Source organism: Herbaspirillum rhizosphaerae (assembly GCF_046025915.1).
Lineage (GTDB): Bacteria > Pseudomonadota > Gammaproteobacteria > Burkholderiales > Burkholderiaceae_D > Herbaspirillum > Herbaspirillum rhizosphaerae_A.
Window position 1 is genome coordinate 117,772 of the sequence record NZ_JAQQFR010000011.1, and the last position, 21,953, is coordinate 139,724.

A 21,953-nucleotide genomic window follows, 5' to 3' on the forward strand; every position below is an offset into this window, starting at 1 on the left:
TGGTGAGACATTAAGGGTTCTCATTAAGCATGACCTTAGATTGGTCGTTTGGCGGACGAAGTTTTGGTTGAAATTCCGAAACTCCTACACGAGTGTTGTTTTTTTCTAACGCTTTAAACCTGAATATCTCTATGAGGGACTTTTTTGGGGCGCTCCGATGTCAGACCATTACGAAATTGTTCTGGTAGCAACTAAATGTCGATTAAAGACTTGATTTGTTGTTTTAAAGCTCCAATTTGATCTCTTAACAGATGGATTAAAAAAATATAGTGATTTATAGGGGATAATTTTTTCCTTCGAAAGTGGGCTTGGATTGATTTATGGCGAGTCGGGAAGATTTAGCAATTATTCGGGCGGCGCGCGCCGGGCAGGCTGAGGCGCAATTGGCCTTGGGGCGACGCTATCTGTTTGGCGGTAATGGTTTGCCGCAAAGTTTTGCAACGGCCCTGCATTGGCTGGATCGTGCGGCGCGTCAGGGTACGCCTGACGCCTGGTCGCTGATTGGGGAACATATTCCTTATGACGTGGTGGCGCAGGCACCGAAGCCGCTTGATTATGTGCTTTGGTATGAACGCGCTTTTGATGCCGGCCTGAAGACGGCTGGCTTGGCGTTTGCACGTCTGGTGCTTTCACATAAGGCCCAGGCCGAGGCGCAAGCCATGCTTGGTAAGGCGGTTAAAGTGCTGGAGGCGGAAGCCCATGCCGGTACCGCCGAGGCGCAATGGTTGCTGTCGCAGCAGCAAGCGGGCGAGCAGATTGCCGGTGATGCGGCTCCGGTAGTTGCCGGCGAGCGTACGCAACAGACAAGCGATACCGCGGCTCAATGGGCGCAAAAAGCAGCTGACGCCGGCGTCGGCCCGGCACAATTGTCTTTGGCCGACGCGGCATGGCTTCGCCATGACAGAAAAGATTTTATTCGTCGGGGGCTGCCGTTGGGGCGTTCACTGCTGGGACAATTCAGCGCCGATCTGCCGCAATTGAATGCACCATCGGAGGTGCTTGCAAGGCATCTGGGCGAGGGCAATATCGTTTTGCTGTCCCGGTTGGCGCAGGTGTTGCCGGAAATTGAAGATTTGGGTGTCGATGAAGCGCAGCAACTTCTGGAGCTGGGCGCCTATGCTGACGACAAGGCGGCGCAGCTGTCGCTGGGCTTGTTCTTTGCACGCATGCAGGAAGATGGTAGTCGCGCGTTTCCCGGCTTCGGTTCTGCCAATTATAAGAAGGCGATACGCTGGCTTACCCAGGCTGGCGAGCGAGGTCTGGCTACAGCATGGTTTGCCTTGTCGCGCATTTTTCTGAAGCCTGAGTTTTCTCAGCGCAACCTGGCTGATGCACAGCATTATCTGGAGCGTGCCGCCGAAATGGGGCATGCCCTGGCGCAACTGGAGTGCGGTAGCAGCGCCTGGCGTAACCGCCGCGACGATCCGGCAAACGATGTGCGCGCTGTGTACTGGCTACAGAAGGCAGCCGTCCAGCACAACAAGGACGCTCGTGATCTGCTCGATAAAATTGCTGACCGTCCTGCGCCGGCTGACTGGGCAGTCGAGGCCCGGGGCCATATGACGCGCGAGTTCCTGAGCGCCTATCCTTTCCTTGCGGCACGGCTGGAATTGGCGATTTTGTTTGGCCTGACACGGCCGGAGGCTTTGCTGGTTGATCTGAAGCAGGCCGATTGTGGCCATTGTCTGGTGGTCGACATCCGTGAGTACTACGCCCGCAGCAAGCGGCGCCTCATATTAATAGAGACCGGCGACGAGCGGCAGGTACTCAACCGTATCGGGCGGTTGTTTGAAGATGTCGATTGCAGCCTGAGCGGCCCGGAAGGAAACTATCGCCAGCGCATGTATCGGCTGAAGACTGCCTTGCCGCAAGTCGCAGATGAGCGAGAAGAAGAAGGCGATTTGGCCGAGGAATCGTAACCCCTCTAATATATAAGAGCGGGTAAACAAAAAAGAGATGGCGGCTTGCCATCTCTTTTTTGTTGGAACGTAGTATTCAACAGCTGTTGTCAGATGTTGCTTAAGATTTTTCTTCTCAGATTTCGATCTCGCCTTCAAATACTGAAACCGCAGGGCCCGTCATCATCACTGGCAGGCCTGGCCCAGCCCAGTTGATCACCAGCTCACCGCCATGCGTCTGTACGGCAACAGGTGCGTCCAGCAGGCCGCGTCGGATGCCCGCGACCACTGCCGCGCACGCACCGGTGCCGCAAGCCAGGGTTTCACCTGCGCCACGCTCAAAAACGCGCAGGTTGACGTTATGGCGATCAACCACTTGCATGAAACCGGCATTGACGCGTTTTGGAAAGCGCTGATGATGTTCGATTACCGGACCGTCGATCAGAACCGGTGCTGCTTCGGTCTCCGTCACGATCTGCACCGCATGCGGGTTACCCATCGACACGACGGAAATCCATGTCGTGTTGCCATTTACCTCCAGCGGCCAAATTGTATCGTCGCCTTCGGTCTTGCTCTTTAGCCCGACCGCATCGAACGGAACTTGCTCCGGCGTCAATATCGGCGCTCCCATATCGACAGTCACGCGACCATCGTCTTCCAGTGTCGGCTCAATCACGCCAGACATAGTTTCCACGCGGATAGCCCGCTTGGCGGTGAGCCCTTTGTCACTGACGAAGCGGGCAAAGGCACGTGCACCGTTGCCGCATTGTTCGACTTCGCCGCCATCGGCGTTGTAAATCCGATAGCGAAAATCAATGCCGGGTGATTGCGTTTTTTCTACCACCAGCATCTGATCCGCGCCGATGCCAAACCGGCGATCCGCGATGAACTTCCATTGATCCGGCGTCAGATCAATGGTCTGGTTGATGGCGTCGACGACAACAAAATCATTGCCTGCACCGTGCATTTTGGTGAATTTGATTTTCATGACATTAATTATAGAGGTTGGACGCGCTTAGTCATCCTGGCCGTATACATTAGTTAGGCCTTCGGGCTGAGTTTTAAAGCGCTTATGCGCCCAAAAATATTCCGCCGGCGCTTCCAGTACGCGCTGCTCGATGAAGGCATTCATTTTTCGCGTAGCTTCCACGATGTCCTCACCCGGATAGTTCTCCCAGGCCGGGTAGAAGGTGGTTTTCCAGCCTTTGTAATTTGGCAGGAAGGTCGTGATCATCGGTATGACATTGGCATGTGTCGCGGCGGCAATACGTGCGGTAGCCGTCAGCGTGGCAGCCGGCCTGCCAAAGAAGGGCACAAACTCAGCGTCGCGCAGGCCGAAGTCCATGTCCGGCAGCATGATAAAAGGCAAGCCGTCGCGCATGGCGCGGATGATGGGTTTGACGCCTTTCTCCCGGGACAGCAAAGTCACAGGACGAAAGCGCGAACGGCCTTTCAACAACGCCTGATCAACGATTTTATTTTGTTGTTTTGAATAAATAGTGCAGATGGATAAATCCGAATTCAGCACCAGTGCGATGCCGGGAATCTCAAGGCAGACAAAATGCGGACAAAGCAGAATGGTGGGGCCTGATTTAATGACGTCGATGGGTACGCCGGAGTCGATCTTGATCAGTCGTTTCAGGCGTTTTTCGGAAGCCCACCACAAAATTCCACGTTCCAGTGCGCTTCGGGCATAAGCTTGGAAATGCTGCTTTGCAATCGTCTCGCGCTCAGCCTCGGTCTTTTCAGGAAAGCACAGGCGCAGATTCGTCAGCGTGATGTGACGGCGCGGCTTCATGATGATGAACAACAAAGATCCGAGGCCTTCGCCGAGACGGCCAAGGAGCGGCAACGGCAGCCAGTGCAGCAGCCACATCAGTGCAATTAGCGCCCTCATTCTGTAGCCCCATGCACGCTGACACCGGGAGGCGTCTTATAGCGGTTGTAGCTCCATATATATTGAGAAGGGCAGCGCGAGATCAGTTTTTCCATGGCCAGATTAATGGCGCGCGCTTGTTGTTCCGGGGTGTTGCCCAGATCTTCTTCGAAGGCGACGAAGCGAATCACGAAGCCGCGGCCCCAGGACAAGCGCTCGGCATAGGACAGAATAATGGGGGCGCGGCTCATCTGATGCATTTTTGCCGACAGCGTCATGGTGTAGGCGGGCTTGCCGAAGAAATCTGCCCATACGCCTTCGCCGTGCTGAGGGACTTGGTCTGGTAACAGTCCGATGGCTTTACCGGCCTTCAATGCTTTGAGCAGAGTGCGGACGCCCGAGAGATTCGCCGGTGCCAGATGCAGATTCGGGCGCGAACGCGCACCTTCGATCAATGGCTTCAATGCTGCTTTGCGCGGAGGGCGATATAAGGCAGTCAGCGATGTCTGCTCGGCAATGGCTTGGGCGATGATTTCAAAACAACCAAGGTGCGGCGTTAAAAAAACAACACCGGTTTTAGCGTCCAGCGCCTGCTGCGCCAGTTCCCAGTTTTCGATGCGGGCGGTGCGCAAAACGCGCTTCGGTGAGGCGCACCAGACAAACGGCAATTCAAAGATACCTTTGCCGGACTCGTTAATTGCGGTAAATAAATGCTGCCTGTAGCCGGCGCGCGTCAGATTTTCTTTCAGGCGTCTCCGATAGGACGGCGACGCCAGGTAAACCAGCCAGCCCATCCCGATCCCGATCAGGTGCAGCAGAGGCAGCGGAAAAAAAGACAGCAGGCGGAATAAAGAAAAAATCATACTTGCCGTTACCGTAAATAATGCTGTGAAATTGCGAATTTTTGCAAGACGCGTAAAATAGCATGAAAGCCGTCGAGTTAATGACAACTTGCGAGACGGGATATAAATTTCGCTAAAGCGTCGCAGGCTAGGGATAAGCCGCGACACCGGTTCAATCTCTATACTGCAGGAGCATGTGATGTCCAACGAATATCTCTTTACTTCCGAATCCGTCTCGGAAGGTCATCCAGACAAAGTCGCCGACCAGATTTCCGATGCGATTCTGGATGCCATCTTTGCACAAGATCCACTTTCCCGCGTAGCTGCCGAAACTCTCTGCAACACAGGTCTGGTTGTGCTCGCCGGTGAAATCACCACACGCGCCAATGTCGATTACATCGACGTCGCCCGCGAAACCATCAAGCGTATCGGTTACGACAACGCCGACTACGGTATCGACTACAAGAGCTGCGCCGTGCTGGTCGCCTACGACAAGCAATCCCCGGACATTGCCCAAGGTGTCGACGAAGGCAAGGGGCTCGACCTCGATCAAGGCGCCGGCGACCAGGGTTTGATGTTTGGTTACGCTTGCGACGAAACACCTGAGCTGATGCCTGCCGCCATTTACTATGCACACCGCATTGTCGAGCGCCAATCCCAATTGCGTAAAGACGGCCGTCTGCCATGGCTGCGTCCGGATGCAAAATCGCAAGTGACATTGAAGTATGTCGACGGTCGTCCAGTTGCCATCGACACTATCGTGTTGTCGACACAGCATGCGCCTGAAATGGAACACAAGGCCATCGAAGAAGCGGCAATCGAAGAAATCATCCGTCCGGTCGTGCCGGCTGAATGGCTGAAGAACACCCGTTACCTGATCAACCCGACCGGCCGTTTTGTTATCGGTGGTCCACAAGGTGATTGCGGTCTGACAGGTCGCAAGATCATCGTCGACACCTATGGTGGCGCAGCTCCGCACGGTGGCGGCGCGTTCTCCGGCAAGGATCCATCCAAGGTTGACCGCTCGGCAGCTTATGCCGGTCGTTATGTTGCCAAAAACATCGTGGCTGCCGGCCTGGCGTCGCGTTGCCAGATCCAGGTGTCGTACGCTATCGGTATCGCCAAGCCGACTTCGGTCATGGTGACTACTTTTGGTACAGGCAAGATCAGTGACGAAAAGCTGGCACAACTGGTGCTGGAACATTTCGACCTGCGTCCTAAGGGCATCGTGCAAATGCTGGATCTGCTGCGTCCTATCTATCAGAAGACCGCTGCTTACGGCCACTTCGGTCGTGAAGAGCCGGAATTCTCGTGGGAACGTACCGACAAGGCTGCTGCACTGAAGGCCGCCGCCGGTCTGTAATTTTCGTGATGTAATCCGGTCTTGTTGTGGCCGGATTACATCGTGCGCTGGCACAGTGCACGTAAAGTGATTTACAATGCCTTTCCGTATCAAGGAGCGTTGCGACAAGACATCGATCTTGCCAGGCTTGATACCGTCAATATGCAACTGCGCTCACGTTACTTTTTTTCTGTTTTCTACGAAAGGAGGGCGTGAACAACGCCGCAGCCATGACTACCAATTCCACTCAAGACTATGTGATCGCTGATATCAGCCTGGCGCAATGGGGCCACAAAGAGATCAAGATCGCTGAAACCGAAATGCCAGGCCTGATGGCCATCCGTGAAGAATTTGCTGCTGCACAGCCACTGAAGGGCGCGCGCATCACTGGTTCTATCCACATGACCATCCAGACTGCCGTGCTGATCCAGACGCTGGAAGCGCTGGGCGCCAAGGTTCGTTGGGCATCCTGCAACATCTACTCGACACAAGATCACGCTGCCGCGGCAATCGCCGACAAGGGCACGCCAGTGTTCGCGTTCAAGGGCGAGTCGCTGGACGACTACTGGGAATTCACACACCGCATTTTCGAATGGCAAGGCGGCGAGAACGAACAGGCCAACATGATTCTGGACGACGGTGGCGACGCAACCTTGCTGCTGCATCTGGGTACACGTGCTGAAAAAGACGCATCGGTGCTGAACAACCCGACTTCGGAAGAAGAAATCTGCCTGTTCAACTCCATCAAGAAAAAGCTGGCGACTTCGCCGAACTGGTATTCCACGCGTCTGGCGCAAGTCAAGGGCGTGACCGAAGAAACCACCACCGGTGTGCATCGTCTGTATCAGATGTTCAAAGACGGCAAACTGGCCTTCCCTGCAATCAACGTCAACGACTCCGTCACCAAGTCCAAGTTCGACAACCTGTACGGCTGCCGCGAATCGCTGGTCGACGGTATCAAGCGCGCGACTGACGTCATGATCGCCGGCAAAGTTGCCGTCATCGCCGGTTACGGTGACGTCGGCAAGGGCTCGGCACAAGCGATGCGGGCATTGTCGGCGCAAGTCTGGGTCACTGAAATCGATCCGATCTGCGCATTGCAGGCTGCAATGGAAGGCTATCGCGTCGTGACCATGGATTACGCTGCTGAACACGGCGATATTTTCGTGACATGTACCGGCAACTACCATGTGATCACGCACGACCACATGAAGAAGATGAAAGACCAGGCGATCGTCTGCAACATCGGTCACTTCGACAACGAGATCGAAGTCGCCGCACTGAAGCAATACAGCTGGGAAAACATCAAGCCGCAAGTCGATCACGTCATCTTCCCTGACGGTAAGCGCATCATCCTGCTGGCGGAAGGCCGCCTGGTCAACCTCGGCTGCGGTACCGGCCATCCGTCGTACGTGATGAGCTCGTCCTTCGCCAACCAGACCATCGCTCAGATCGAACTGTTCGTGAACACCAAGAACTATCCGGTCGGCGTCTACACGCTGCCTAAGCATCTGGACGAGAAGGTTGCACGCCTGCAGTTGAAGAAACTCAATGCACAATTGAGCACACTGACCGCAGAACAAGCTTCGTACATCGGCGTGAAGTCCGACGGCCCTTACAAGCCTGATCACTACCGCTATTAATCGGCTTTAAGTTGTTTGACGGGCAATGCGGATAAAACCCGCTTGCCCGGTTTTCACCAGATTCATCCGCCATCGGCCGGACTACAGCAATTACAAAGATTGTTGGAATCCGGCCGATGCGCCGCTCGAAAGGACATTTCATGCGTTTGCTCATTCTCTGGCTGATCAATGCGCTGGCTTTGCTCGCCGTGCCTTACCTCATGCATTCGGTACAGGTCGACAGCTTTGGCGCGGCACTGATCGCTGCGCTCATCCTCGGTTTCGTCAATACGCTGGTGCGGCCGGTACTGGTGATCCTGACCTTGCCGGTGACGCTGCTGACGCTGGGTTTGTTCATTCTGGTTATCAACGGTCTGATGTTCTGGGCGGTATCGCATCTGGTGGGCGGTTTCCACGTAGCGGGTTTTTGGGCGGCTGTCGGTGGCGCACTGTTGTACAGCATCGTCTCCTGGGCGTTGTCTACACTGCTGCTGAAATCCGGACGTAACTGATTTTTCCTGGATCCGCGCAATGAATCGCACAATGACCTGTTGTTTTACGGATTGATTTTCTATGACATCACATAATTTCAGTATCGAGTTTTTTCCACCAAAGACGCCTGAAGGCACGGAAAAACTGCGCGTCACTCGCGCCAAGCTAGCTGAGTTGCAACCGAAGTATTTCTCGGTGACGTTCGGCGCCGGCGGTTCGACGCAGCAAGGCACGCTCGATACCGTGCTTGAGATCATGCGCGAAGGTCATGTCGCTGCACCGCATTTGTCTTGTGTCGGCAGCTCGCGCGCTGCATTGCGCGACATTCTCAATAGTTACAAATCGCATGGCATCAAGAAGCTGGTCGCTTTGCGCGGCGACTTGCCCAGTGGCTTCGGTGCCGTGGACAGTGCTTCCGGCGAATTCCACTACGCCAACGAGCTGGTCGAATTCATTCGCGCGGAAACCGGCGACTGGTTTCACATTGAAGTCGGCGCGTATCCCGAAATGCATCCGCAAGCCAAGTCGCCACAGGATGACGTGCAGAATTTTGCGCGCAAGATCAAAGCCGGCGCCGATGCGGCCATCACGCAGTATTTCTACAATGCCGACGCGTATTTCAATTTCGTCGACGAAGTGAAAAAACTGGGCATCAACGCACCCATCGTTCCCGGCATCATGCCGATCACGAACTACACCCAACTGATGCGTTTTTCCGACATGTGCGGCACGGAAATTCCGCGCTGGATTCGTCTCAAGCTGGCCAGCTACGGTGACGACAGCGAGTCGATTCGGGCATTTGGTCTCGATGTTGTTACGCAACTCTGCGAGCAGCTACTGGAAGGCGGGGCGCCCGGCCTGCACTTCTATACCTTGAATCAGCCTGCAGCAACGATGGCAATCTGGCAACGTCTGGTCGCCTGATTTCTGCAAAGTAGTAAGTTGCAAGCAAAAAGCCGGCTTCAGCCGGCTTTTTTCATGTTTCCGCTCGACGGCATGTTATTCACATCAGCCGTCAGTAATCATCATGTCCAGCGCGATGTCATGCGCCTGCCCGTCAAACTCCACTAACGCATCGGCATAAGCGATCCCGATTGCCAGCGGACGCGGCGTTTTCGCCAGGGTTCGGTCATAGAAACCACCTCCGTAGCCGAGCCGTAAACGTGCCGCATTGAAGCCCAGGCAAGGGATCAGCAAAGCTTGCGGCTGCACGATTTCTCCCTGTGCCGGTACCGATGTTCCCATGGCGTCTTTGACCAGTGCTTCTCCCGGCGTCCAGCGCACGAATTCCAGCGGCAATTCTTTTCCGCGAATAATCGGCAGCGACAGGTGCACGCCTTGAGTACTCAGCGCGTTATAAGCCAGATGTAGATCCGGTTCTTGCCGGATCGGGTGATAAACACCGATGCTGGCAATTTCCTGAGTTTGCAGCCATGCCAGCAGGCGCACACAAATAGCGGCTTCTGCCGCGGCTTTGGCAGCAGGTGTCATGTCTTTGCGGGCAGCCAGCAAGCTGGTGCGCAGCGCGGATTTTTCCGAAGCCGGCGACCTTGTGTTTGCCGAGGTATCAGCAGTGTCGGACGGCGTGGTGTCGCGTGCTATCCTTGAAGTCGTCATCTGTCTCAATCTAAGGTTGTATAAGAATGCAATTAAAGAAATGCGTGGTTGTGATCACCTGTGCCGTAGCAACGGCAGCAGCACTCAGTTTTGCGATGCCGGCGTATGCGCAAAAACGTCCATCTGCCAATGCCGCGCCCGATGACGTCTTTCTCGCCTTGCGTGATGCTTCGCGTTCTGACGATTCGGTGACCTCGGTGAGTCTGGCGGCGCGTCTGCCGGATTATGTCATTCCTTCCTATGTTGACTATTATCGGCTCAAACCGCGTGTACGCGATTTCACAGCGCCGGTTTCCGAGATCCGCGATTTTCTTGCTCGCTATGATGGCAGCGCCATTGCCGATCGCCTGCGTAACGACTGGCTGTTGGCGCTTGGCAAGACCGGCGACTGGACGACTTTTGACGAGCAGTATCCCCTCTTTGTCCTGAACGACGATGTGCAGGTCAAATGTTTTGCCCTCAATTCTCGTGCTCTCAAGGGGCAAAACGTCGCCGATGAAGCGCGCGCCTTGCTGACCAGTCCCAAGGATTATGGCCAGGGCTGTAGCGACCTGATCGGTACGCTGGCGCAAAATCACCAGTTCAGTGAAAGCGATCTGTGGGCGCAGATTCGCCAGGCGGTGGAAGCCGGCAACACGACGGTTGCGCGCCGCGCGGCGATTTTTACCGACAATGGCGACGTCAGTCTGCAACAAGTCATCGATAAGCCCGCGCTGATGCTGGCGCGTGGGCCTGGGGCAGGACGTACTTCGCACGAGCTGTACATCATCGCCATCGGCCGCGCTGCAAAGGGTAACCCGCAACAGGCCGCCACCTTTCTCAGCAGCGCATCGGGACTGACCGCGCAGGAACAAGCCATCGCCTGGGCGCAGATTGCTTTGCCTGCCTCCATGAAGCTGATGCCCGAAGCCATCGATTACTGGCGCAAGACCAAAGATGCGCCGCTGTCCTACGAAGCGTATCAATGGAAGGCGCGGATTGCACTGCGCGCCGGTGACTGGAAGATGGTCAAGTCCACCATCGACGCCATGCCAGGTTCATTGCGCAGCGATATCACGTGGACTTATTGGTTGGCCCGTGCACTGAGGGAAGACGGCCAGACCGAGGCTTCTCAGCGTCTGTTTCAGTCGATCGCTTCCAACGTCAGCTTCTACGGCCAACTTGCCACGGAAGACCTTGGGCAGAAGATCATCATTCCGCCGGGACCAGTACCTCCGACACCAGCTGAGATCGCGCCGATGGCGCAGAACACCGGATTCAAGCGTGCGATCAAATTCTATGACCTGAACATGCGCTACGAAGGCATTCGCGAATGGAACTGGGAGCTGCGCAAGATGAACGACCGTCAGTTGCTGGCTGCCGCAGAATTCGCACGCCAGAGCGATGTGCTCGACCGTATGGTCAACACCTCGGATCGCACCAAGCTGGAGATGGATTTCACCCAGCGCTTCCCGGCACCGCACCTGACCGAAATGAGCGCGAACACGCGTCCGCTGGGTCTGGAAAACGCCTGGGTCTATGGTTTGATCCGCCAGGAATCGCGCTTCATCAAAAATGCGAAATCCTATGTCGGCGCATCCGGCCTGATGCAACTGATGCCATCGACCGCGAAGTACGTCGCCAAGAAAATCGGCCTGACTGAATTCACGCAAGACCAGATCAACGACATCAACACCAACCTGCTGCTAGGCACCAGCTACCTCAACATGGTGCTGAACAATCTCGACGGCTCGCAGGCATTGGCAACGGCCGCGTATAACGCCGGGCCGGGACGTCCACGGACCTGGCGCTCGACCTTGAATCGTCCTGTAGAAGGGGCGATCTTCGCCGAATCGATTCCGTTCAACGAGACACGGGGTTACGTCAAGAATGTCATGTCCAATGCGACCTACTATGCCGCGCTGTTCGAGAACAAGCCACAGTCGCTGAAACAACGACTCGGCACGGTCGCGCCGCGCACCAATACCCCGACCGATTTGCCGTGATGGCGCGCTGATCACAAGGCGCTACGGTAAGACGAACTAGCAACGAAAGCGACAACTGATCATGACGTATAAAAACATACTGGTAATCGGTGGCTCCGGGTTCATTGGCAGCCAGGTAGTGGCGCAACTGGCGCGTAGCACGGCCAGTCGCGTCGTCGTGCCGACCCGGCGCTACGAGCGTAGCAAGCATCTGTTGGTGATGCCGACCGTGCGAACAGCAGTCGCTGACGTACATGACGAAGCGGCGCTGGACACCTTGTTCGACGGTGTGGATGCCGTAGTCAATCTGGTCGGCATCCTGCATTCGCGTCGCGGCCCCAGTGGCAGCGACTATGGTCCCGATTTTCAGAGGGCACACGTGGATTTGCCGCGCAAGATCGTTGCTGCCTGTCGTCGCCATGGTGTTAAACGTTACCTGCATATGAGCGCTCTCGGTGCTTCTGCGCAGGGAGCGTCAATGTATCTGCGTTCCAAGGCGGCCGGCGAAGCGGCTGCATTTGCGAATGCTGATCTGGCGACAACCGTGTTCCGTCCCTCGGTGGTATTCGGGGAGGGCGACCGATTCCTGAATCTGTTCGCTGCTTTGCAAAAACGTTTTCCGCTCATGCCGCTCGGCAGCGCCGACGCCAAATTCCAGCCGGTCTACGTGGGTGATGTGGCGCAGGCATTCGTCACAGCTTTGCAGAGTGAATCAACCGGGAGCAAAACCTACGAACTGGCAGGGCCAAAAATTTATAGCCTTCGCGAGCTGGTTCAACTGGCTGGTTTGTATTCCGGGCATCCTCGCCTCATCATTGGTCTGCCGCCGGCGTTGGCATTGTTGCAAGCATTGTGTCTGGAATATTTGCCAGGACGTATGATGAGTCGCGATAATCTTGCTTCCATGCAGGTGGACAATATTGCCGATGGGCCGATTGCGGCTGAACTCGGCATTACGCCGACCGCTCTGGAAGCGATTGCACCGCGTTATCTTGCCGGTGTACACATGCAGCAGCAAATGGACGCTTACCGTAGCGGCGCCAGGCGGTAAAGGCACAACGCCAAACCGGGTAAGAGCAAGACAAGTCATCAAAGGACAGACAGCATGCAGAATACCGAACTCGATCCGACCTTGTCGGCTACGTTGGAAAAGGCCGGCAAGAACGCCATTACCCTGGTGATCGGCAACAAGAACTACTCGTCCTGGTCGATGCGCCCGTGGGTGGTGCTGACGGCGTTTGACATTCCTTTCCGCGAAATTCGCATCTGCCTCGACCAGCCTGACACGGCCAGCAAGATTGCGGAATATTCCGCCGCCGGTCGTGTCCCCGTTTTGCTGGATGGTCAGACGCATATCTGGGATTCTCTGGCAATCTGCGAATACCTGGCCGAACAATTTCCCGACCGCGCACTGTGGCCGCAAGAGACCGCGGCACGCGCCGTCGCACGCAGTATCACCGCCGAAATGCATTCCGGCTTCACGGGCTTGCGTAGCGCCATGAGCATGGATATTCGCGGCAGCTATCCCGGCAAGGGCCGCACGCCCGAAGCCCAGGGCGATATCGGTCGTGTATGCGAAATCTGGGAAGACTGTCTGTCCGAATTCGGCCATCACGAATTCCTGTTCGGCGATTTCTCCATCGCCGATGCCTTCTACGCGCCGGTGGTGATGCGTTTCCGCAGCTATCAGGTATCGCTGGCACCGGCACTGCAAGCCTACGTCGACCGCGTCGTCGCGCATCCTGCGGTAGCGAAGTGGATCGCCGAAGCGTTGGCCGAAAAAGAAATCCTGCCGGATCATTGAGTTGTCCATGAAGATTTATGTCGTCGGCGGTGCGGTACGCGATGAACTGCTCGGTTTGCCCGTGCAGGATCACGACTACGTGGTCGTCGGCGCCACGCCGGAAGACATGCTGGCGCAGGGTTTTCGTCCGGTCGGCAAGGATTTTCCGGTATTTCTGCATCCTGAGACGCAAGAGGAATACGCGCTGGCGCGCACCGAGCGCAAGACTGCACCGGGCTATAAAGGCTTCGTCTTTCATACCGACAGCGCCGTCACGCTGGAGCAGGATCTGGCGCGCCGCGACCTCACCATCAACGCCATTGCCAAGGGTGAAGACGGCGTGCTGGTCGATCCGTATCACGGACAGGAAGACATTCGCCGCCGTGTGTTTCGTCACGTCTCTGATGCTTTCGTTGAAGACCCGGTACGCATCTTGCGCATGGCGCGTTTTGCCGCACGTTTTCCTGATTTTACCGTCGCTCCCGAAACCAATGCGCTGATGCAGAAGATGGTGCAAGCCGGCGAAGTTGACGCTTTGGTGCCGGAACGCGTCTGGCAAGAACTGGCGCGCGGCATGATGGAAAAGACGCCGTCGCGCATGTTCAACGTGCTGCGTGAATGTGGTGCATTGGCGCGCATCCTGCCTGAATTGAATGCGCTCTGGGGCGTGCCTCAACCGGCCAGATACCATCCCGAAATCGACACCGGCGTCCACGTCATGATGGTGCTCGACTACGCGGCGAGCCAATCGTATTCGCTGGGCGTGCGCTTTGCCGCCTTGATGCATGATCTCGGCAAAGGTACCACGCCGCCGGATCTGTGGCCCAGCCATCATGGTCATGAAGGCCGTAGCGTCGAGCTGGTGCAGGGAATTTGTGATCGCCTCAAAGTCCCCAACGATTGCCGCGATCTCGCTGTCATCACCGCGCGTGAACACGGCAACGTCGGCCGCGCGTTTGAACTGCGTCCTGCCACCATCGTCAATTTACTGGCGCGCTGCGACGGCTTCCGCAAGCCGGAGCGATTCCGTGAAATGCTGCAGGCATCCGAGTGCGACCGCCGCGGCCGCACCGGCTTCGAAGAGGTTGAGTTTCCGCAACTGAATTACCTCATGGGCGCCTTGAAAATCGCGCAGGGCGTCGACGCCGGCGCCATCGCCGCGAAGTACAAGGATCAGCCGCAGCGCATTCCTGAAGCAATTCTGGCGGCGCGTACCGAGGCTGTGGCAGATTATGCGGCGCAGATCCGCTAAACTGCGCCCATGTCAAAACTCACCACGCAACTGCGCACCCGGCTGGAAGGGTTGAAGCGCACCATTATCGAGGCATCGGACAAACCGCTGATCCTCGTCAAGGAGCTGTCGCCGCGTTCGCGCCGACATCTGTTGCGACATTTTCTGGCGCTGGAAGAAAAAGACCGGCTGCTGCGCTTCGGCACCAAGCTGTCCGACGATCTGGTGACGCGCTACGTGGAGAAGATCGACTTCACGCGCGACACCATTTTCGGCGTCTATGATCGCAAGCTGCGCCTGCTCGGCGTCGGTCATCTGGCTTTCGCACCGCGCGAGACCTCGCCTGTATCCGGTGCCACCATCAAGGCGCGCGTGGCCGAATTCGGCGTCTCGGTATCGGCGGCAGCACGTGGCATGGGCGTGGGCACCAAGCTGTTCGAGCGTGGGGCAATACACTGCCGCAATGCAGATGTCGACACGCTCTACATGCATTGCCTCTCGTCCAATAAGGTGATGATGCACATCGCCCGCAAAGCCGGCATGGAAATCCACCGCGACTACGGCGAGGCCGACGCCTATCTCAAACTCAAGCCCGCCAATTCCGTCACCGTCTTCCAGGAAGCGATGGAAGAACAGGTCGCCATGATCGACTACATCGTCAAAGCCAACATGCGTGCGCTGTTCAAATGGGTAGGCAAGGTCACCGGCATCGGCAAGCCCAAATCCTGAGCACGGTTTGATCTGGATCAGAGATCCACGCCAGCGTTGGATGCAAACCGGGCGGAAGGCGCATAATATGGTTCTCAACGCGGCTATCAACGTATTTCAATAAACATTCCCATGGAAACTACCGTCTCTACCGACGATTTCTTTGCCAGCGTCGCGACAAAATCCGACAGCGGGGCATTGCGCGGCGATTACACGCACGCCGACAAGAACTACGTCGTGGCCCAGAACTGGGCCGGCTATACACCTGAACAACACGCACTATGGCGACGTCTGTATGAGCGCCAGGCCAAGCTGATTCCCGGCCGTGCCTGCGACGTCTTCCTCGACAGCATCAAAACCCTCGACGTCTCGCAAGGCATTCCGCAATTCGATCGCACCACCGAGGCACTGTACAAGGCCACCGGCTGGCAGCTGGTCGCCGTGCCGGGTTTGGTGCCGGACCATACTTTCTTCGAGCATCTGGCCAATCGCCGCTTCCCGGTGACGGTCTGGTTGCGTGAAGAACATGAGTTCGATTACATCGTTGAGCCCGACGTCTTCCACGATTTCTTCGGCCATGTACCGCTGCTGTTCAATCCGATTTTTGCCGAACATTTGCAGGAATACGGCAAGGGTGGCCTCAAGGCATTGAAGCTGGACGGCCTGGCCTTCCTCGCGCGCCTGTATTGGTACACGATCGAGTTCGGCCTGATCCAGAGTCCCGAGGGTTTGCGTATCTACGGCGCCGGTATTTTGTCGTCGGGCGGCGAGGTGGAATACTGCCTGCGCAATCCGGAACCGAACCGGATTCCTTTCCAGCTCGACCGCGTCATGCGCACCTTGTACAAGATCGATTCGTACCAGGAAACTTACTTCGTCATTCGCGACTTCCAGCAATTGTTCGATGACACGGCGCCGGATTTCACCGCGCTGTATGAGCAATTGAAGGCACAGGATGCGCTGCCGGCCAATACGCTATTGCCGGGAGAGAAAAACTTTCTGGTCGCTTGACCGGAGCTTGTCTCCGTATCAAGTTTTGGACGAAGCCCCTGCCTAAAAGCCGGGGCTTTTTTCATGCCGTCAGCACTCGGTCAGGACGCAGTCAGCTTCTCCCTCAGCAGTGCCCCGGGCGTGTTGCACCGTGCGTAGCGGCAATAAGCCGCTTGTGCTACTGTAGCCATATCAAAAGAAAGAAACCATTCGCCCACAAGGCGAACGCGTTTTAAGCAGGATCTCGAACAGATCCATGTGCAAACAAAGACACGATTTTTGGCACGGAGACAAGCGCATGAACGCACCCCTACCTTCCAGTCAACGCCTGTTGCTGGATGACATTTCCCTCGACGACAAATACGCGCTGGAGCGCGGCCGGGTTTTCATGACCGGGATACAAGCATTGATACGGCTGCCGATGCTGCAGCGGCAGCACGACCTCCAGGCAGGACTGAACACGGCCGGTTATGTCACCGGCTATCGCGGTTCGCCGCTGGGTACGGTCGATCAGACCGCCGCCAAGGCCAAGAAATATCTGGACGCCGCGCACGTCAAATTCCATCCCGGCATGAACGAAGATCTGGCCGCCACCGCCGTGTGGGGTACGCAGCAGGTCAACTTGTTCCCGGGAGCGCAATACGACGGCGTGTTCTCGCTGTGGTATGGCAAGGGCCCCGGCGTGGATCGCTGCGGCGACGTCTTCAAACACGCCAACATGGCCGGCACCTCGCAGCACGGCGGCGTGCTGGTTATCGCCGGCGACGACCATGCCGCCAAATCTTCTACCACTGCGCATCAGAGCGAACACATCCTGAAGGCCTGCGGCATCCCGGTGCTTTATCCCTCATCGGTGCAGGAATACCTCGACTATGGCCTGCATGGTTGGGCCATGAGCCGCTACACCGGTCTGTGGGTATCGATGAAATGCGTGACCGACATCGTCGAATCCGGCATGTCGGTGATGATCGATTCGCAACGCGTGCAGCCGATTATTCCAAACGATTTCGAATTGCCGCCGGGCGGCCTCAACATCCGCCAGCCTGACACCGTGCTCGATCAGGAAGCACGGATGAACGTCTACAAGTGGTACGCCGCGCTGGCCTACGCCCGCGTCAACAAACTCAACCAGATCATCTGGGACAGCCCGAAGGCGCGCATCGGCATCGTCACCGCCGGCAAGTCTTATCTCGACACGCGCCAGGCGCTCTACGATCTCGGCATCGATGAACAAGTCGCGCGCGATATCGGCATTCGTCTCTACAAGATCGGCATGACCTGGCCGCTGGAAGCCGAAGGTGTGCGCGAGTTTGCGCAAGGCCTCGATGAAATCCTGGTGGTCGAAGAGAAGCGTCAGATCCTGGAATACCAGATCAAGGAAGAACTCTACAACTGGCGCGACGACGTGCGTCCGCGCGTGGTCGGCAAGTTCGACGACACTGGCGAATGGAGCGGCTCGCCGCGCGAAGGCCACGGTAACTGGCTGCTGCCCGCAACGTATGAGCTGAGCCCGGCGCAGATCGCACGCGCCATCGCGACGCGTATTTCCAAGTACTACGCCGGTCATCCGATTGAGCAGCGCGTCAAGGCACGCATCGCCTTCCTAGAAGCCAAGGAAGCCACGCTCAACGTCAGCACCAAGCCCGATCCCAACAAGGATCGTATCCCGCATTTCTGTTCGGGCTGTCCGCACAATACCTCGACCAAACTGCCCGACGGCAGCCGCGCATTGGCCGGTATCGGTTGTCACTACATGGTGACCTGGATGGACCGCGAGTCGTCGATCTTTTCGCACATGGGCGGCGAGGGTGTGACCTGGGTCGGCCAGGCGCCGTTCACCAGCGAGAAGCATGTGTTCTCTAATTTGGGCGACGGCACCTATTTCCATTCGGGCTTGCTGGCGGTGCGCGCCGCCGTGGCGGGCAAGGTCAACATGACCTACAAGATTCTGTACAACGATGCGGTCGCAATGACCGGCGGACAAGAGTTTGACGGCCCGCTCGATCCGGCCATGATCTCGCGCCAGCTGGCAGCGGAAAATGTGCGTCCCATCATCGTCGTCACCGACGAGCCGGACAAATATCCTGCCGGCACACCATGGGCTGACGGTGTGACGATTCGCCATCGCAGCGAACTCGATGCCGTACAGCGCGAGCTGCGTGAAGTGCCGGGCGTGTCCGCCATGATTTACGACCAGACCTGCGCCTCGGAAAAACGCCGCCGCCGCAAACGCGACGCCTATCCCGACCCCGCCAAGCGCGCCGTCATCAATGAAGCCGTGTGCGAAGGCTGCGGCGACTGCAGCGTGCAGTCCAACTGCCTGTCGGTGGAGCCGCTGGAGACCGAGTTCGGCCGCAAGCGTCAGATCAATCAATCGTCATGCAACAAGGATTATTCCTGTGTGAATGGCTTCTGCCCGAGCTTCGTCACGGTGGAGGGCGGCAAGCTGAAGAAAGCCAAACGCGTTGCTGTGGAAAAGACCGAAGCCGCCGGGCAAGTTCAAGGACCGGTACTTCCTGAGCCGCAACTACCGGCCATGGGTGACACCTATGGCATCGTCGTCACCGGTATCGGCGGCACCGGCGTGATCACCATCGGCCAGATTCTGGCGATGGCGGCTCACGTCGAAGGCAAGGCCTGCTCGGTGCTGGACATGAGCGGTCTCGCGCAAAAAGGCGGGCCGGTGATGTCGCACGTGCGCTTGTCCGACCATGCCGACGATCTCTATTCCACCCGTGTCGGTACCGGTGCGGCGGATCTGGTGATCGGATGCGACGTGATCGTCACCGCCAGCCGCGACGCCTTGTCACGCATGGGCGAAGGACGTACGCACGCGGCGGTCAATTCGACGCAGATGCCGACAGCGGCCTTCGTGCGCAATCCGGACTGGCAGTTCCCGACGGTGTCCGCTGAAGGCAGCATCCAAAGCGCCTGCGGCAAGGATCGCGTGGCGTTGATCGATGCCGGCAATATCGCCACCGCACTGATGGGCGACGCCATTGCGACCAACATGTTCATGCTCGGCTATGCCTGGCAACGCGGCTGGGTGCCGCTGTCAGAAGGCGCGCTTCTCAAGGCCATTGAACTCAATGCCTTGTCGGTCGACTTCAACAAGCAGGCCTTCGGCTGGGGCCGCGCCGCTGCGCATGATGCGGACGCCGTGGCGTTGGCTGCACGCCGCAATGGCATGACCGCGCAAGTGATCGACTTCAAGCGTCCGCCGTCGCTGGAAGAAGTGCTGGCCAAGCGCGTCGACTTCCTGACGCAGTATCAGAACGCTGCGTATGCACGTCAGTACAGCGATTTCGTCGAGCAGGTGCGCCGCGCAGAATCTGCCTTGGGCGAATCGGCCAAGGCGATGAAACTCAGCACGGCAGTCGCGACTTACCTGTTCAAGCTGATGGCGTACAAGGATGAGTATGAAGTGGCGCGTCTTTATACCGCGCCAGCCTTCCGCGAAAAAATCGCCGGCATGTTCGAGGGCGATTACCAGCTGAAATTCCATCTGGCGCCGCCGTTGCTGGCCAAGCACGACAACAACGGCCATCTGATCAAGAAGCAATATGGTCCGTGGATGATGCGTGCCTTTGGCGTGCTGGCGAAGCTACGCTTCTTGCGCAACACGCCGCTGGACGTATTCGGCTACACCGATGAGCGGAAACAGGAGCGCGCGCTGATCGGCGAATACTGCAATACCGTCAGCGGCTTGTTAAGCAAACTCAACGCTGACAATCTTGCGCAGGCAACGGCGATTGCGCGTATCCCGGAAGAGATCCGCGGTTACGGCCACGTCAAGGAACGTCATCTGAAAGCAGCCAAGCAGAAGGAAGCGGATTTGCTGCGAATGTTTGATGCAGGTCAGAAGCCGCATGTGCCGGAAGGTGGCAAGCAGGCTGCCTGATAGTCCTGCAGATAGCGTTAGGGCCTGTTAGCAGGCCCTGGCATTCACCGTCGTCCCAGCGAACGCTGGGACCCAGTGTCGTACAGTGTTCAATGGATTTTATTGGATGCGACAAACGTCGCTGGGTCCTGACTTTCGTCAGGACGACGGTGTTTTTGTTTTCGGGCGTGAGATTTGTTACGAAGCGCGGGGGAGCTTGCCGCCGCTGACCCGTTCGATTCCCGCCAGATCTTGCCAGCTTTGCACCTCGGCGAAACCGCGTTGTTGCAGCAGCTTGCGCACGGCTTCCGACTGATCGTAACCATGCTCCATCAGCAGCCAGCCATCCGGCTTCAGATAAGCCGCTGCACCGTCGATGATGATGCGCAAGGCTGACAAGCCGTCGGCGTGATCGGTCAATGCACCGATCGGTTCGAAGCGCAAATCACCCTGTGACAAATGCATGTCTCCGGCGACGATATAAGGCGGATTGGAAACGATCAGATCAAGATACGGTTGCGGTGACTTGGCGGTGTCGACACCGACGTCGAGTGCGGCGTACCAGTCGCTGCGCAAGAAATGTACTTTGGCGCCATGCCGCTGCGCATTGCTCGCAGCAACCTTCAATGCGCCTTCACTGACATCCAGCGCAGTCATGGCAACATCCGGCCGCGTGTGCGCAATCGCAACCGCAATGGCGCCCGAACCGGTGCCCATGTCGAGCGCCTTGCCTTGCTGCGGCAAGCGCTCCAGCGACAGCTCTACCAGCAATTCGGTATCGGGGCGAGGAATCAATACATCCGGTGTGACCTGCAAGGTGAGGCCGAAGAATTCGCGCTCACCGACGATGTAGGCAATCGGCTCGCCTTGCAGGCGGCGGCGAAACAGCGCGGTCAGTTGCGTCGCTTCTGCCGCCGTAAGCAGACGTTCGGATTGCGTGATCAACTGGATGCGCGTCAGTTGCAGCGCATGGCCGATCAGGATGCGATTTTCCAGCATATCGAGCGGTGCGCTGCGCAGCGCCTCGGCCAGGCTGATGCATGGCGGGATGTCTGAAAAATCATTCACAGAAAATCAACCGCGCTTGAAGACGCGGCGCGCCAGCAGGATGGCGATGATGGCGAACCAGATCAGCGACCATTGTGGAATCGACAGACCGAGGAAAGGGTAGGGATTCGCACACAAGCCGTCAGCCTTGAACAGCAGCGGGAACATGTTGGCGGTCGGCACCGTGTTCAGGGAGGTTTCCAGCGGATCGATACCGCAGGAAGTGCCAGGATGCGCCTGCACCCACAGATGCCAGCCGGCAGTGGCGATGCCGCCGAGCGCAGCCAGTACGCCCAGACCGGCGCCAAGTTTGGCGGAGCCGGGTGGCAGGAAGGCGAAGATGATGCAGATGATGGCGATGGCGACGAAGATGTAGCGCTGGATGATGCACAGCGGACACGGCATCATTTCTTCGACGATCTGGAGATAAAGGGCGGCGCCGAGCAAGGCGATGCACAGAAGGGCGACTGACAGAAACAGAGATTTGGACGATTTCATGAGCGTTTAATTTTGATGTTGTTCGAAGGTAGCTGCACTTGAAGCTGTACCTCAGAGGGGCCTTCGTGCAATTGGTTCCGGCGCTGCTGCATTGTGCCACAGGCCGCGACAATGCTGGATTACTGGTCGTTTTCGCGGAACAATTGCAGGCTCAATCAAGACG

At 57.2% G+C, this 21,953-nt stretch carries 18 protein-coding genes and 1 riboswitch; of the genes, 12 read left to right on the forward strand and 6 right to left on the reverse strand.

What is annotated here, in order from left to right; genetic code table 11:
- Positions 1–320 precede the first annotated feature (320 nt).
- The gene (locus PQR63_RS17120) at positions 321–1,919 is read left to right on the forward strand and encodes a tetratricopeptide repeat protein (protein ID WP_408169196.1); all 1,599 of its coding nucleotides are present in this window, start codon (positions 321–323) and stop codon (positions 1,917–1,919) included.
- Between the two features lie 115 nt (positions 1,920–2,034).
- Here the strand turns inward: PQR63_RS17120 and dapF are convergent, their stop codons facing one another.
- From dapF to PQR63_RS17135, 3 genes are read right to left on the reverse strand one after another with little or no spacing between them, the layout of a single operon-like run.
- Entirely contained in the window at positions 2,035–2,886 is an 852-nt protein-coding gene (gene dapF / locus PQR63_RS17125) for a diaminopimelate epimerase (RefSeq protein ID WP_408169197.1), read from the reverse strand.
- 27 nt (positions 2,887–2,913) lie between these two features.
- On the reverse strand, positions 2,914–3,795 hold the full coding sequence (locus tag PQR63_RS17130) for an LpxL/LpxP family acyltransferase (protein WP_408169198.1): 882 nt from the start codon (positions 3,793–3,795) through the stop codon (positions 2,914–2,916).
- A complete protein-coding gene (locus tag PQR63_RS17135; RefSeq protein ID WP_459251791.1) occupies positions 3,792–4,823 on the reverse strand; it encodes a lysophospholipid acyltransferase family protein in 1,032 nt (343 codons plus the stop codon). The genes PQR63_RS17130 and PQR63_RS17135 overlap by 4 nt, the downstream gene beginning before the upstream one ends.
- On the opposite strand from PQR63_RS17135, the gene metK reads away from it, so the two are divergent.
- The 4 genes from metK (at position 4,816) to metF (ending at position 8,996) form a co-directional block, all read left to right on the forward strand.
- Positions 4,816–5,979 (forward strand): methionine adenosyltransferase, encoded by a 1,164-nt coding sequence (gene metK, locus PQR63_RS17140; RefSeq protein ID WP_094562400.1) that lies wholly within the window; start codon positions 4,816–4,818, stop codon positions 5,977–5,979. The two genes, PQR63_RS17135 and metK, sit on opposite strands and share 8 nt — an antisense overlap.
- A gap of 85 nt (positions 5,980–6,064) precedes the next feature.
- Positions 6,065–6,141: riboswitch (S-adenosyl-L-homocysteine riboswitch) on the forward strand.
- A gap of 47 nt (positions 6,142–6,188) precedes the next feature.
- The gene (ahcY, locus tag PQR63_RS17145) at positions 6,189–7,601 is read left to right on the forward strand and encodes an adenosylhomocysteinase (protein WP_408169199.1); all 1,413 of its coding nucleotides are present in this window, start codon (positions 6,189–6,191) and stop codon (positions 7,599–7,601) included.
- A 140-nt stretch (positions 7,602–7,741) separates the two neighbouring features.
- Positions 7,742–8,092: a phage holin family protein gene (locus PQR63_RS17150; RefSeq protein ID WP_408169200.1), complete on the forward strand. Its 351-nt coding sequence runs from the start codon at positions 7,742–7,744 to the stop codon at positions 8,090–8,092.
- Positions 8,093–8,153: 61 nt separating this feature from the next.
- Positions 8,154–8,996, forward strand: a complete 843-nt coding sequence (gene metF / locus PQR63_RS17155; RefSeq protein ID WP_408169201.1) for a methylenetetrahydrofolate reductase [NAD(P)H] — start codon at positions 8,154–8,156, stop codon at positions 8,994–8,996.
- 84 nt (positions 8,997–9,080) lie between these two features.
- Here the strand turns inward: metF and PQR63_RS17160 are convergent, their stop codons facing one another.
- Positions 9,081–9,689 (reverse strand): 5-formyltetrahydrofolate cyclo-ligase, encoded by a 609-nt coding sequence (locus tag PQR63_RS17160; protein WP_408169202.1) that lies wholly within the window; start codon positions 9,687–9,689, stop codon positions 9,081–9,083.
- Between the two features lie 26 nt (positions 9,690–9,715).
- Here PQR63_RS17160 and PQR63_RS17165 point away from each other — a divergent pair, with 26 nt between their 5' ends.
- The 7 genes from PQR63_RS17165 to PQR63_RS17195 all read left to right on the forward strand — a co-directional run bounded on the left by PQR63_RS17165 (position 9,716) and on the right by PQR63_RS17195 (position 20,266).
- On the forward strand, positions 9,716–11,674 hold the full coding sequence (locus PQR63_RS17165) for a lytic transglycosylase domain-containing protein (protein ID WP_408169203.1): 1,959 nt from the start codon (positions 9,716–9,718) through the stop codon (positions 11,672–11,674).
- A gap of 61 nt (positions 11,675–11,735) precedes the next feature.
- A complete protein-coding gene (locus PQR63_RS17170) occupies positions 11,736–12,704 on the forward strand; it encodes a complex I NDUFA9 subunit family protein (RefSeq protein WP_408169204.1) in 969 nt (322 codons plus the stop codon).
- Positions 12,705–12,758: 54 nt separating this feature from the next.
- Positions 12,759–13,457, forward strand: a complete 699-nt coding sequence (locus PQR63_RS17175; RefSeq protein WP_408169205.1) for a glutathione S-transferase family protein — start codon at positions 12,759–12,761, stop codon at positions 13,455–13,457.
- 7 nt (positions 13,458–13,464) lie between these two features.
- Positions 13,465–14,688, forward strand: coding sequence for a multifunctional CCA addition/repair protein (locus tag PQR63_RS17180; protein ID WP_408169206.1), 1,224 nt, complete (start codon positions 13,465–13,467; stop codon positions 14,686–14,688).
- A 9-nt stretch (positions 14,689–14,697) separates the two neighbouring features.
- The gene (locus tag PQR63_RS17185; protein ID WP_408169207.1) at positions 14,698–15,396 is read left to right on the forward strand and encodes a GNAT family N-acetyltransferase; all 699 of its coding nucleotides are present in this window, start codon (positions 14,698–14,700) and stop codon (positions 15,394–15,396) included.
- Between the two features lie 111 nt (positions 15,397–15,507).
- Positions 15,508–16,386 carry a phenylalanine 4-monooxygenase gene (gene phhA, locus PQR63_RS17190; protein WP_408169208.1) on the forward strand — a complete coding sequence of 293 codons (879 nt, stop codon included), beginning with the start codon at positions 15,508–15,510 and terminating at the stop codon, positions 16,384–16,386.
- Between the two features lie 277 nt (positions 16,387–16,663).
- Positions 16,664–20,266: an indolepyruvate ferredoxin oxidoreductase family protein gene (locus PQR63_RS17195; RefSeq protein ID WP_408169209.1), complete on the forward strand. Its 3,603-nt coding sequence runs from the start codon at positions 16,664–16,666 to the stop codon at positions 20,264–20,266.
- Positions 20,267–20,443: 177 nt separating this feature from the next.
- Here the strand turns inward: PQR63_RS17195 and prmC are convergent, their stop codons facing one another.
- Complete coding sequence (gene prmC, locus PQR63_RS17200) at positions 20,444–21,313, reverse strand: peptide chain release factor N(5)-glutamine methyltransferase (protein WP_408169210.1); 870 nt, start codon at positions 21,311–21,313, stop codon at positions 20,444–20,446.
- A 6-nt stretch (positions 21,314–21,319) separates the two neighbouring features.
- Positions 21,320–21,790, reverse strand: coding sequence for a disulfide bond formation protein B (locus PQR63_RS17205; RefSeq protein ID WP_408169211.1), 471 nt, complete (start codon positions 21,788–21,790; stop codon positions 21,320–21,322).
- Positions 21,791–21,953: the final 163 nt, after the last annotated feature.